At 72.5% G+C, this 12,665-nt stretch carries 9 protein-coding genes; 6 read left to right on the top strand and 3 right to left on the bottom strand.

The features are described 5' to 3' along the window. Nucleotides 1–204: 204 nt before the first annotated feature. Entirely contained in the window at nucleotides 205–1,212 is a 1,008-nt protein-coding gene (locus ACGFWI_RS18475; RefSeq protein ID WP_393907021.1) for a lytic polysaccharide monooxygenase, read from the bottom strand. A gap of 458 nt (nucleotides 1,213–1,670) precedes the next feature. On the opposite strand from ACGFWI_RS18475, the gene ACGFWI_RS18470 reads away from it, so the two are divergent. Then, entirely contained in the window at nucleotides 1,671–3,074 is a 1,404-nt protein-coding gene (locus ACGFWI_RS18470) for an MFS transporter (RefSeq protein ID WP_393907020.1), read from the top strand. A gap of 64 nt (nucleotides 3,075–3,138) precedes the next feature. Here the strand turns inward: ACGFWI_RS18470 and ACGFWI_RS18465 are convergent, their stop codons facing one another. Then, nucleotides 3,139–5,655, bottom strand: coding sequence for a SpoIIE family protein phosphatase (locus tag ACGFWI_RS18465; RefSeq protein WP_393907019.1), 2,517 nt, complete (start codon nucleotides 5,653–5,655; stop codon nucleotides 3,139–3,141). Nucleotides 5,656–5,852: 197 nt separating this feature from the next. Here ACGFWI_RS18465 and ACGFWI_RS18460 point away from each other — a divergent pair, with 197 nt between their 5' ends. The 4 genes from ACGFWI_RS18460 (at nucleotide 5,853) to ACGFWI_RS18445 (ending at nucleotide 9,733) form a co-directional block, all read left to right on the top strand. Continuing rightward, nucleotides 5,853–7,049: a methyltransferase domain-containing protein gene (locus ACGFWI_RS18460; protein WP_393907018.1), complete on the top strand. Its 1,197-nt coding sequence runs from the start codon at nucleotides 5,853–5,855 to the stop codon at nucleotides 7,047–7,049. Nucleotides 7,050–7,498: 449 nt separating this feature from the next. Next, nucleotides 7,499–7,888, top strand: coding sequence for a GntR family transcriptional regulator (locus tag ACGFWI_RS18455; protein ID WP_393907017.1), 390 nt, complete (start codon nucleotides 7,499–7,501; stop codon nucleotides 7,886–7,888). A 35-nt stretch (nucleotides 7,889–7,923) separates the two neighbouring features. Beyond that, nucleotides 7,924–8,700 carry a dimethylargininase gene (gene ddaH / locus ACGFWI_RS18450; RefSeq protein ID WP_393907016.1) on the top strand — a complete coding sequence of 259 codons (777 nt, stop codon included), beginning with the start codon at nucleotides 7,924–7,926 and terminating at the stop codon, nucleotides 8,698–8,700. 70 nt (nucleotides 8,701–8,770) lie between these two features. Next, complete coding sequence (locus ACGFWI_RS18445; RefSeq protein WP_393907015.1) at nucleotides 8,771–9,733, top strand: pirin family protein; 963 nt, start codon at nucleotides 8,771–8,773, stop codon at nucleotides 9,731–9,733. 241 nt (nucleotides 9,734–9,974) lie between these two features. On the opposite strand, the gene ACGFWI_RS18440 is transcribed toward ACGFWI_RS18445, so the two are convergent. Beyond that, nucleotides 9,975–11,087, bottom strand: coding sequence for a DUF5925 domain-containing protein (locus tag ACGFWI_RS18440; protein ID WP_393907014.1), 1,113 nt, complete (start codon nucleotides 11,085–11,087; stop codon nucleotides 9,975–9,977). A gap of 127 nt (nucleotides 11,088–11,214) precedes the next feature. Here ACGFWI_RS18440 and ACGFWI_RS18435 point away from each other — a divergent pair, with 127 nt between their 5' ends. Beyond that, nucleotides 11,215–12,561, top strand: a complete 1,347-nt coding sequence (locus ACGFWI_RS18435; RefSeq protein WP_393907013.1) for a xylan 1,4-beta-xylosidase — start codon at nucleotides 11,215–11,217, stop codon at nucleotides 12,559–12,561. Nucleotides 12,562–12,665: the final 104 nt, after the last annotated feature.

Raw genomic sequence — 12,665 nt, 5'->3', positions numbered from 1 at the left:
CGCCGCACCACAGGGGAGTGCGGCGCGGGCAGCGGCAGCGGTGCGGCGGTCGGGCCGAAGCGGGGCGCTGCCGGACAGCCGGCGGCGCCCCGCGCGCCGGCCCTCGTTGTGAGCCGCTGCCGCCGAACGGCTCACAACAGGGCGACGCCGCCCCCGAGGCGAAGGAAGGGGCGGCGTCGCTTACCGGAGGGCCGGGCGGCGGAATCAGCCGCGGTGGCGGGCGGCCCTGCGGCGGGTGGTGGTGAACAGCACCCCGGCGCCCATGGCCAGGACGGCGGCGCCGCCGATGGCCATCGGGGCGGTGGAGCCGTCACCACCGGTCTCGGCCAGCTGCTGCCCGCCGACCGGCTTGCCGGCGCCCTGGGGCTGCGCGGCGTTGCCGTCGCTCTTCGAGCTGCCGCCCGGCGCAGGGGCATCGGCGTCCGCCGGCGCCACCGCATCGGTGTGGGTGCCCGCCGCGCTCCCCTTGTGGCCGTGCCGGCTCATGTCCATCGACGACTTGTCGGCGCCCGCCGCGAGCTGGGTGGCGGTCGGCGCCGAGGCGCTGGGCGCGGGCTTCGCCGCGGAACCCCCGCTGTCCTTCCCGAAGACGACGTCCGAGCAGGTGTAGAACGCCTCCGGGCTGTCCGACCGCTGCCAGATGCTGTAGATCAGATGGCGCCCGGACCGCGCGGGCACCTTCCCGTCGAAGACGTACTCCCCGTTGGTCAGCTTCGGGTCGGTGACCTTCGCGAACGGCTTCGACTCCAGGTCGGACCACTTCAACGGCTTGGCCGGGTCATAGCTGCTCTTGGTGAGGTACAGCTCGAAGGAACCCCGGTGGGGCGCGGTGGCCTTGTAGTGGAAGGTGTGGCCGCCCGCCTTCATCGCGGACGAGGGCCAGTCGGCGCGGGGCAGGTCCAGGCCCTTGTACTCGGGGCTGTTGGCGCTGCACAGCTTGCCGTCCGGGATGCGGGTCTTGGACCGGCCGCCCGCATTGCCGTCCCGTACGCCGTTCCAGTCGTAGAGCGCCTGGGCGCCGCCGGCCTGCACGGCCGCCTTGCACGCCGCGGACTTCGGGTTCTCCGGCCCCTCCGCGAAGCAGGCCGAGACCCGGCTGACCGGGTCCGTCATCGAACCGTGCGCGGCGGCCGGGCTCGCGGTGAGCACGGTGAGCACGAGCGGGCCGATACCGGCCAGCGCGATCCCGGTGGCCTTACGACGAGCGGTCATCGTGGGGGTCTCCTTCATTCGTTGCGTCGAGCGGGGGCGCGAGGCAGCACAGTGGTGGGGGGTCGGGACACGAGCCACGGCGCCGTCCCCCGGTGAGCGGCGCCGACGGCCCGCAGCGCCGCCTTACGAGAAGCACGCTAGCCCCGCTGAACAGCGGATTTGCCCCTCGTGGACCGTTCCTGAGGATCTTTATGGCGGAGTTAAGGGGCGGCTAAGCGGGGGCACAGACAGGCGGGCAGGAAACGGGCATCAGGGGCCGGGAACGCTCCGTGAGTTGCTCGTGAGCGTCCGCGTGCGGGTGCGTGCGGGTGCGTGCGCTTCGTGTGGTCCCCCGGGTGGTGCCGCTCGACGGCACCAGCTGGCCCTCGGCTGCCGCGTCTGGTTCTCGCGGTGTGGGCAATATGTCCCTTGTGGTGGTTTTTGCGGCTGGCCTCCGCGGCCGGGATGGAGCTGGGTACGTGACGAGTGCGGAGTCGGCCCGTGGAGGTGAGACTGCGGCGCCTTCTGGGTCCGGGCAGCGGTCCTGGGCGCCTCTGGTGGCGGTGTGCGCCGGGTACTTCATCGTGATCCTGGATGTGACGATCATCAACGTCGCGGTGCCGGTGATCGGCCGGGAGCTGTCGGCGTCGCTCACCGGCATCCAATGGATCACCAACGGGTACACCATGATCCTCGCCGGACTCCTGCTGACCGGCGGCGCGCTGGGCGACCGGCTGGGCAACCGGCGTGTCTTCTGCTCGGGCGTGGCGGTGTTCACGGTGGCCTCGGTCGCGTGCGCGATCGCGCCGGGTACCCCGTACCTGGTTGCCGCCCGGCTGGTGGAGGGGCTCGGCGCGGCATTGATCGTGCCTGGTTCGCTGGCCCTGCTCCAGCAGGCGTACCCGGCACCGGCCGCACGCTCGCGGGCCTTCGGGCTGTGGGGTTCGATGGCGGGCGTCGCCGCCTCCGCCGGGCCGCTGCTGGGCGGACTGCTCGTCACCACGGTGGGCTGGCGGTGGGTGTTCCTCATCAATGTGCCCGTCGGCGTCGCGTGTGTGACGCTGACGCTGCGGCATGTGACGCCATCGCCCAGGCGCACCGACCGGCCCCTGGACTGGCCGGCGCAGTGCGCGATCGTGGTGGCGGTCGTGCTGCTGACCGCCGCGCTCAACGAGGCCGGTCGGCGGGGTTGGACCGATCCTGCCGTCCTTGCCGGGGCGGGCCTGGCCGTGGTGGCCGCCGTTCTGTTCGCGGTGCGCGAGCGGCTGGCCCGGGCCCCCGCCCTTCCGCCGAGCCTGCTGCGCTCCCGGGCGATGAGCGGCGGAGCCCTCATCGGCGCGCTCTTCAACTTCGGCTTCTACGGCATGGTGTTCACCGCCAGCCTGTCCTTTCAGCGTCAGCGCGGCCTCAGCGCCCTGAGCACCGGGGCGGCGCTGTTCCCGGCGGTCGCGATGACCATGTTCGCCTCCGTCCTGTCCGGGCGGCTGGCCCGCAGGACCGGCCATCGCCCGCTGGTGGTGTCCGGCATGCTCCTGGCAGCCCTGGGGCTGGCCGGATGGGCCGCGGGACCCGACTCCCCCTACCCGCTGCTCGTGGCTCCGATGATGGCTGCGGGTTTCGGCACCTCCTTCGCCCTCACGGGCGCCACCGCCACCGTGATGGGCGCCGCCCCCGCCGGCTACTCGGGCACCGCCTCCGCGCTGTTCAACACCACCCGTCAGGTCGGCAGCGCCACCGGCGTGGCCCTGGGCGGCACCCTGCTGGCCACGGCGACGGACTTCAGTGCGGGGCTGAGAACCAGCATGGCCATCGGCGCGTTCGCGTACCTCACCGCGGCCGTCCTGGCGTGGCTGTGTGTGCCCGCGAAACCCGAGGGAGCGTGAGTCACGGTCGATCCGGGAGCCGCCGCGGCGGCCCCAACTCCCGGGCCCGCCCCGGTGCGTGTGCTCAGCGGCCCTCGGCGCCGCTGAAGTCGCCCGGGTCGTCGAGGTCTTCGAGGAACGTGTCCAGGTCGTTCGGCGGCCCGGCTCCGGGGGCGGTGCCGAGCGGCAGTTCGGCCCAGATGATCTTTCCTTGGGCGGTGTAGCGGGTGCCCCACCGCTGGGCGTAGCGGGCGATGAGGAACAGTCCGCGGCCCCCCTCGTCGGTGGTCCGCGCATGGCGGAGATGCGGCGAGGTGCTGCTGGCGTCCGAGACCTCGCAGATCAGCTCCCGCGCCCGGATCATCCGCAGGCCGATCGGTCCGGAGGCGTGCTGGAGGGCATTGGTGACCAGCTCACTGACGATCAGCTCGGTGGAGAAGGCGAGTTCCTCCAGACCCCACTCCCGCAGCCGGCCGGCCGCGGTCCTGCGGGCCTCGCCGACCGCGGACGGATCGGCGGGAATCTCCCACGTGGCCAGCTGTGTCCGGGGCAGCGCCCGGGTGCGCGCCAGCAGCAGCGCCACATCGTCGACCGGCCGCCCGTCCGGCAGACCGCCGATCGCCGTCTCGCAGATCTCCTCCAGCGGAGCCTGCGGATCGGCCAGCGCATGACGCAGCCTGGTGATCCCCTCGTCGAGATCGAGGGCCTTCCCCAGCAGCAGTCCGTTGGTGTACAGGGCCAGCAGGCTCCCTTCCGGCAACGGCAGTTCGACGGATTCGAAGGGCATACCGCCCAGCCCCAGCGGCGGGCCGGTCGGCAGCTCCAGAAGCCGGCCGGCCCCCTCGGGACCGACGAGCAGCGGCGCGGGGTGACCGGCGCGGGCCAGGGTGCAGGAGCAGCTGACGGGGTCGTAGACCGCGTACAGGCAGGTGGCTCCGATGACCCCGTCGTCGGCGTTCGCGTCGTGGGCGACCCGGTTGAGCATGTCGTCCAGATGCGCCAGCACTTCTTCCGGGGACAGGTCCAGGTCCGCCAGCGCCTGTACCGCGGCGCGCAGCCGCCCCATCGTGGCCGCTGCGTGCACCCCGTGACCGACCACATCACCGACCACCAGCGCGACCCGGGCCCCGGACAGCGGGATCACATCGAACCAGTCGCCGCCGACCCCGCTGAGCGAATCGGCCGGCAGATAACGGCAGGCGGCCTCCACCGCGCACTGCTCGGGCAGATCGCGTGGCAGCAGGCTGTGCTGGAGGGCGAGCGCGGTGGTGTGCTCACGGGTGTACTGGCGGGCGTTGTCGATGGATATCGCGGCGCGGGCGACGAATTCCTCGGCGAGCACCAGGTCGTCGGGCTGGAACGGTCCGGTGGGCTGCCAGCGGGCGAAGGCGGCCGCTCCCAGGAAGACGCCCCGCGCCCGGAGGGGCACCACCATCAGCGAGTGGAAGCCCAGCTCCCGCAGATGCGCGGCCCGGACCGGGTCCTCGGCCGCCCAGCCGTCGTCGGCGAGATCCAGCGTCTGGAGCAGGGTGGAGTCGCCCTCGGTGAGGCTCAGGACGACGGGCGCCGACGGGGGATAGGCGGCCGGCTCCCCGACGGCGACCACCGCCTCGGGGCAGCCCTCGCGGACGGACTGCGCTCCCGCCCGGCGCATGGTGAGCAGATCCGCCACATCGAGCGGACCGGGCGCCGCCTCCTCCCCGGGGAGCAGCGCGTCGAGCAGATCGACGGTGACGAAGTCGGCAAGGTCCGGAACCGCCGCGTCGGCGAGTTCCTGGGCGGTCTGCCAGACGTCCAGCGAGCTGCCGATGCGTTCACCGGCCTTGTTGAGCAGCGTCATCCGCTGCCGGGCCCGATAACTTTCCGTGACATCGAGAACCATGTAGCAGACGCCGAGCACCTGACCGGCCTCGTCCTCCAGACGGAAGAACGACGTGGAGTAGGCGCGCTCCCGCTGCGGATCGGACTGCGGGCGCCCCAGGTATTCGTAGCCGACTGAGGGGGTGCCGGTACGCAGCACCCGGCGCATCTCCGCCTCGATGGATTCCACGGCCAGGCCCGGCTGTACGTCCCCCAGGCGCTTCCCGAGGCGCTCCTCGCGGCTGGTGCCGCCCATCTGCTCCAGGGCGTCGTTCAGCCAGACGAACTGCAGATCGGCGTTCACCATGGCCACACCGATCGGCGACATGCCGAGAATGCCCTCCAGGAACGACCGGCTCGCCCCTGACCAGGGCGTCCGTGCCATCTCAGCGGCAAGGACGAGACGCGAGAAGTCCTCTTGGGCACCCATGATCGGCAGGACACGGAACTCCAGGTCGAGCCGGTGCCCGTCCTTGTGACGTACGGCCTCCAGCCCGCTCCAGCCGTCCGCCGACGCCAGCCGGGCCTCCCACCTGCCGTCCCGCTCCGAGCCGGCGCCCACACCGGCGAAAAGTTCCGCCAGGGGCTTGCCGACGGCCTCGGACACCGCATAGCCGAGAAGCCGCTCGGCGCCCTCGGTCCAGCTCTGCGCCACCCCTGCGCGATCGGCCATCACCACGGCCGTCCGTGTGAGGTCGAAGACCCCGTCTCCGGAGAGACGGCTGCTCTGGGAGGCACTCATCCGACCAATCCAATGCCGGTCCCACCATGCGGCAGACGCTCATTCCAGGGCGGCGCCGTCGCATCCGACCGGCCCCTACAACGGTACTCCCTCACCCTGTCCGGGCGCTCTTCCCGGCGCCCGCCGCAGGCCGCCCGGCACGCGGCCGGAACGCGTTCCCCCGCCCCGTTGTCAGTGGCCGACGGCACCATGGACGTATGAGTACCGACGCGCCCGCCGACCCGGCCCCTCAGCCCACCGCCGAACCCCTCAACCTCCCTGCCGGCCAGGGGGAATCGACCCTGCCCACCACCGACGCCGCCTACTGGGAAGCGGCCGCCGCCTCCTTCGACGACGAGCCCGACCACGGCCTGCGCGACCCCGCCGTCCGCTCCGCCTGGGCCGCCCGGCTGCGCTCCTGGCTCCCGTCCTCTCCCGCCGACGTCCTCGACCTGGGATGCGGCACGGGAAGCCTGGCCCTGCTCGCCGCCGAGCAGGGCCACCGGGTCACGGGCGTCGACCGCTCACCGCGCATGATCGCCCAGGCGCGCGGCAAGCCGGCGGGCCGGGACGCCGCGTTTCTCGTCGGGGAGGCCGCCGAACCACCCGTGGGGGAGCGGCGGTTCGATGTCGTGCTGGTGCGCCATGTCCTGTGGGCGCTGCCCGATCCTCGGGCCGCGCTGCGCCGCTGGGCCGGGCTGCTCGCTCCCGGCGGCCGGCTGGTGCTGGTCGAGGGCCGCTGGGGCGAGTCCGACCCGATCGGTATCCCGGCCGCCGAACTCGCGGCCCTGGTCGAGCCGTTGGTGTCACGGACCTCCGTGGAGAGCCTTTCGCACGATCCGGCGCTGTGGGGCAAGGAGGTGGCCGACGAGCGGTATGTGCTGATCGCCGAGCTCCCGCGCCGGCACACCGAGGTGGTCGATGTCCACCTCGTCCTGCGCCGCGGCGAGGAGGTGCTGCTCGCCCGCCGGGCCGGTACCGGCTATGCGGACGGTCTGCTGCACGCCCCCTCGGGCCATGCGGAGGACGGCGAGGACGTCAGGGAGGCCGTGATCCGGGAGGCCGCGGAAGAGATCGGGCTGCGGCTGGCGCCCGAGGACCTGAGGGTCGCGCTCGTCATGCAGCACTGCGCCCCGCCCCCGGCGCGGCCCCGGATCGGCTGGTTCTTCGAGGCGGCGTACGGCGCGGGCGGCGAGCCGTGGAACCGCGAGCCGGACAAGTGCGCGGAGTTGGCGTGGTTCCGGCTGGACGCGCTGCCGGACGACATGGTCGCGTACTGCCGCGCCGGGCTGGACGGACTGCGCGCGGGCCACCGCTTCCTGCTCCACTGGCACCGGCCCGGCGACGCCGTCGCCCACGATCCGTCGGCCCCCTCCCGTGCGGTCCCTCTCGACGGGGCGTGGCCGAGCGGCTGAACGGGCGGGCACGGACGGCGCGCCGGTCCTCCCCCGTCAGCTCCCGCACGTACCGCCCTGTTCCGGTGAACGGCCGGTAGCCGCAGGCGTGGTGGAGGGCGGGCATCGCCGTCGGGCCACCGCGGAGGCCACCGGCCTGCGGCATCCGCGGAGGCCACCGCAGGCCCGACGGCGCGGCCTGCGGCATCCGCCCCTCCGGCCCGGCGTCGAGCCGGCCCTCGATCGGAACGCCCGGCCGCGCACCACGGGCACCGCCCTCGCACCGTGACACCCCGTGACACCCCCCGAGGGATGACACCTCCCCGCACGGCGGGCCCTCCTGACGCACAATGGGTGCGACAAAACCGCGCACCGACGGGTGTGAGCACGTCACGCATTCCCGGGGACGGCCCCAGGGGTACGGACCGTCGCGCATCCGCCCGCCCACCACCAGCACCAGGAGCGCCACCGTGTCCCCGCAGACCTTGACCATCACCATCGATCCGGCGGCGGCCGCCGCGCCGTTCGAGCAGGTACGCACCCAGATCGCGGACCAGGCCAGGGACGGCGGCCTCCCGGTCGGCTACAAACTCCCCACCGTCCGCGGCCTCGCCGACGACCTCGGCCTGGCCGCCAACACCGTCGCCAAGGCCTACCGCGCCCTGGAGACCGACGGCGTGATCGAAACCCGCGGCCGCAACGGCAGCTTCATCGCGGCGGCCGGCGAGGCCGCGGACAAGGAGGCCGCCGCGGCCGCCGAGAGCTACGCCCGCCGCGCGCTGCGCCTGGGCCTGGACCACCGTGCCGCCCTCGCCGCCGTCGAGGACGCCCTGCGCGCCACCTACCGCACCGACTCCTGACCATAGCCGCCGAGTTCACGCCCGAAAGGAGCCGCATGCCCAGCAAGCAGGCGCTCGTCCGCCGTCCCGGCCTCCGCATCGCCGAAGGTCTGGTCACCCATATCGAGCGGAGCCCGGTCGACCCCGCGCTCGCCCTGAGCCAGTGGGAGGCCTATGTCCAGGTGCTGCGCGACCACGGCTGGCACACCATCGAGGTCGACCCCGCCGACGACTGCCCCGACGCGGTCTTCGTCGAGGACACCATGGTCGTGTTCCGCAATGTCGCGCTGCTCGCCCGCCCCGGCGCCGGCCCCCGCAGGGCCGAGGTGCCCGCCGCCCGTGCGGCCGTGGAGGCGCTGGGCTGCTCGGTCAACGAGATCCGGGCGCCCGGCACCCTGGACGGCGGCGACGTCCTGAAGATCGGCGACACCGTCTACGTCGGCCGCGGCGGCCGCACCAACGCCGACGGCGTACGCCAACTCCGCGCTGCCTTCGAGCCGTTGGGCGCCCGCGTGGTCGCGGTACCGGTGAGCCGGGTGCTGCACCTCAAGTCCGCGGTGACCGCACTCCCGGACGGCATGGTGGTCGGCCACCCGCCCCTGGTAGACGACCCGGCCGCGTTCCCCCGCTTCCTGCCGGTCCCCGAGGAGTCCGGCGCACATGTCGTGCTGCTCGGCGGCGGCAAGCTGCTGATGGCCGCCGGTGCCCCCAGGAGCGCGGAGCTCTTCGCCGACCTGGGATATCAGCCGATCGGCGTGGACATCAGCGAGTTCGAGAAGCTGGAGGGCTGCGTGACCTGCCTGTCCGTACGGCTGCGCGAGCTGTATGCATGACGGGGCATCATCGCCCGGCACCTCGTGTGCCTGCCCGGACCGCACCCCCGGCCGTGCCTATCGTGGCGCCATGAGCAACCTCGAACTCAGACCCGCGCCCCATCCGTGCGGCGGCAACGGCCGTACGGGCCCGGTCCGCGACGTCCAGCCCGGCAAGCAGGTACCGCTCGGCGAGAGCACCGTCGTCCGCAGACTGCTGCCGAACCTCGGCCGGCGGATGGTCGGCGCCTGGTGCTTCGTCGACCACTACGGCCCCGACGACATCGTCGGGGAGCCCGGGATGCAGGTGCCGCCCCATCCGCACATGGGCCTGCAGACCGTCAGCTGGCTGCGCGAGGGCGAGGTGCTGCACCGCGACAGCCTCGGCAGCCTGCAGACCGTACGGCCGCGGGAGCTGGGCCTGATGACCTCGGGCCGGGCCATCGCCCACTCCGAGGAGTCGCCGCTCGGCCATGGCCCGCTCCTGCACGGCGCCCAGCTGTGGGTGGCGCTGCCCGGCGAACACCGCGACACCGCCCCGGCCTTCGAGCACCACACCGAGCTGCCGGTGATCACCGGTGGCGGTGGACTCTCGGCCACGGTCATCCTCGGCGAGCTGGCCGGCGTCACCTCGCCCGGCACCACCTACTCCCCGCTGGCCGGTGCCGACCTCACCCTCGCCGCCGGCGCGGACGCCCGGCTGCCGGTCGACCCCGACTTCGAGTACGCGGCGCTGGCCATCTCCGGCGAGAGCGAGGTCGACGGGGTCCGCCTCGCCCCCGGCGCACTCCTCTACCTCGGCTGCGGGCGCAGCGAACTGCCCCTGCGCGCCGACTCCGACAGCAGTCTGATGCTGCTCGGCGGCGAGCCGTTCGAGGAGAAGATCCTCATGTGGTGGAACTTCGTGGGGCGATCGCAGGAGGACATCGAAGAGGCCCGCGACGCCTGGACGAAGGGCACCCGCTTCGGCGAAGTGGAGGGCTACGCCGGGGGGCGGCTACCTGCCCCTGACCTTCCGCCGGTAACGCTGAAGCCGCGGGGAAGGGTGGGCTGACCTGCGGTGACGTGACGGGGACCGGTTGTCCGGACCGGCAGACGGATCGTGACCGGACTCGTGAAGCGGATGGGGCGCACTGTCCACTCTTGGCCTCTGCTGAGGGCGGTCGGGAGTCCAAGGCGTGGTCGCCTGCGGGAGGGTTGACCGGCACGTGACTCCGCGGAGGGGACTCCGCGGCGGCGGCAGCGGCGGCAGCGCCGGTTGCCGGACCGCAGGCTGTGGTTCGGCGAGGGGTGGGTTAGAGATACAGCCCCGCATCGGCACCCGGGTCCTGGGCCGGGACCGACGCGGGCCGGGTGCCGCGGCGCAGCGCGTACAGTTCGGCGAGCGAGGCGCCCTCGCGTCCGATGCCCTGCTCCGTGCCGAGCCACTGGACGGCTTCCGGGCGGGTCAGCGGCCCGACCTCGATACGGGCCAGACAGCGGCCGGGACGGACCACGGCCGGATGCATCCGCTCCAGATCCTCGTTCGTGGTCACCCCGACCAGGACGTTACGGCCCTGGCCCAGCAGTCCGTCCGTCAGATTGAGCAGCCGCGACAGCGCCTGGCCCGCGGCGTGCTTGGCCTCCCCGCGGATCAGTTCGTCGCAGTCCTCCAGGAGCAGCAGCCGCCAGCGGCCCTTGCCGGTGCTGTCGTCCTCGCCGATCGCGATGTCCATCAGATAGCCGACGTCGTTGAACAGCCGCTCCGGGTCCAGGACGCAGTCCACCTGGCACCAGTCGCGCCAGGAGCGGGCGAGCGTGCGCAGCGCGGAGGTCTTGCCCGTACCGGGCGGGCCGTGCAGCAACAGCAGCCGGCCGGCGATCTCCTCGGGCGCCACCTTCATCAGCCCGTCCATGGCCTCGGCCACCGGCGCGGTGTAGTTGGACCGGATCTCCTCCCAGGTGCCGGCCGAGATCTGCCGGGACGTACGGTGCGGTCCGCGGCGCGGGGAGAAGTACCAAAAGCCCATCGGGACGTTCTCCGGCTGCGGCTCCGGTTCGTCCTGCGCACCGTCGGTGACCTGTCCCAGCACCTTCTCGGCCAGCTCGTCGGTGACGGCGGTGACCGTCACATCGGCGCCGCGGTTCCAGCGGGAGACCAGCACGGTGAAACCGTCGCCCTCGGCGAGGGTGGCGCTGCGGTCCTCGTCCTTCGCCGAGCGCAGGATCCGGGCGCCCGGCGGCAGCAGCGTCAGACCCGACTTCACCCGGTCCACGGACCGGCTGCGGGCGTACGGCTGCTCTCCTTTGGCGAACCGCCCCAGGAAGAGCGCGTCGACGACATCGGAGGGCGAATCGCTGTCGTCCATGGTCAGCCGGAGCGGAAGTGACTCCTCGGCGGCGGACGGCTGGACATGATCGGCATACATGCCGCCATGATCTGTCACAGCGGCCCACCACGTACACGGATTATCCCGGCGTTTTCCCTGTACCAGAACAGAACTGTTACTCAGAAACTCGGGCGTAGTGGTTGGTTCGCTGGCTAATCTGCCCATTGTGCGACGTCATGGTGGGGAACGTCAGGGTCCGGGCTTCGCGATCGCGGCCGGGACGGCGGTGCTGGCCATACTGCTGGTCATCTGTTCCATTCCGGGGGACGAGGGCGGGGACGGGAAGCGGCCCGCGCTCCCGCGCGGCGCGGGACCCGCCGTGGGCTGGGGGTTCACCCATACCCAGTTCAGTGCGGACCGCGGCACCGATCAGTCCACCGCACGGGCTGCCCGGCTGCTGTCCGCCCACCCGATGCCGCAGAACCAGCACCTGATGGGCTGGGGCGCGGACAACCCCGAACCGAGCCGGGGCCACTATGACTTCGCCGACCTGGACCGCCGTCTCGCGCTGATCCGGCAGACCGGCGGCACCCCCGTGCTGACCCTGTGCTGCGCACCGGACTGGATGAAGGGCGGCAAGGCCGGCCACACCGACTGGAGCACCCTGGAAAAGGCCCCGGAACCGGCGCATTACGCGGACTTCGCCGCGCTTGCCGGAAAGGTCGCCCAGCGCTATCCGGACGTCCGGCACTTCATCGTCTGGAACGAATTCAAGGGATTTTTCGACGACGCCAAGGGCCGCTGGAATTACGAGGGATACACCCGCCTGTACAACCTCGTCCACCGCGCGGTGAAGAAGGTGAACAGCGCCAATCAGGTGGGCGGGCCCTATCTGGTGATGGACAGCTATGTCCCGGGCGACGACACCTACGCCTCCGGCCTCAAGGGCCCCTGGGGCAGCATCGACCGGCGCACCCTCGACGCCCTCGCGTACTGGAACCGGCACAAGGCCGGCGCGGATTTCCTGGTCGTCGACGGCTCCAGCTACAGCAAGGACGACCGTTACGCCCCGGGCCCGTTCACCGCCGCCCGGAAATTCGCCGACGTGGGGCGGTGGCTGCGCAAGGAGACCGGGCTGCCGCTGTGGTGGGCGGAGTGGTACGTCGAGATCGCGGACGGGAACGACGACCGGGCCGGCTGGAGCGAGCGCCGGCGCACCGCCACGCAGGCCACCGCCCTGATCGAGATGGCGGCCGGCGGCGCCACCAGCGGGTTCTACTGGAACCCGGAGAACGAGGGGGAGCGCTGCCCCGGATGCCTGTGGACCAGCACCGAACTGGACGACGGGGGAAAGGAGCTGCCCATGATGGACCTGCTGTCCCGGTTCTCCCGCGCCTTTCCGCCCGGGGAGCGGCCGCAGGACCTCGACACCGGCGCGACGACGGTCCGGGGGCTGGCCGACGACCGGACGGCACTGCTGGTCAACACCAGGGACCGCCGTGCCGTGGTGAAAGTGGACGGGAAGGATGTCGCCCTCGGCGGATACGAGGTGCGGTGGATCGACCGCACCTGACCCGGTCGTGCCCCGTTCCCGGACGCTCCTGCTGTCCGGGCGCCCGGACTGCTCCCGATGACCTGACGGCGTCCGAACCCGTCCATGCCCTGAGGGTGCCGAAC

This window comes from Streptomyces sp. NPDC048434, assembly GCF_043200375.1.
Classification (GTDB): domain Bacteria; phylum Actinomycetota; class Actinomycetes; order Streptomycetales; family Streptomycetaceae; genus Streptomyces.
This window is presented reverse-complemented; position numbering and strand designations above follow the sequence as displayed.

Excerpts from the sequence above, each read along its gene's own strand:
- ACGFWI_RS18445 (WP_393907015.1), top strand. The coding sequence starts at position 8,771 with ATGAGCAACCTCGAACTCAGACCCGCGCCCCATCCGTGCGGCGGCAAC.
- ACGFWI_RS18475 (WP_393907021.1), bottom strand. The coding sequence starts at position 1,212 with ATGACCGCTCGTCGTAAGGCCACCGGGATCGCGCTGGCCGGTATCGGC.
- ACGFWI_RS18465 (WP_393907019.1), bottom strand. The coding sequence starts at position 5,655 with ATGAGTGCCTCCCAGAGCAGCCGTCTCTCCGGAGACGGGGTCTTCGAC.
- ddaH (WP_393907016.1), top strand. The coding sequence starts at position 7,924 with ATGCCCAGCAAGCAGGCGCTCGTCCGCCGTCCCGGCCTCCGCATCGCC.
- ACGFWI_RS18460 (WP_393907018.1), top strand. The coding sequence starts at position 5,853 with ATGAGTACCGACGCGCCCGCCGACCCGGCCCCTCAGCCCACCGCCGAA.
- ACGFWI_RS18440 (WP_393907014.1), bottom strand. The coding sequence starts at position 11,087 with ATGTATGCCGATCATGTCCAGCCGTCCGCCGCCGAGGAGTCACTTCCG.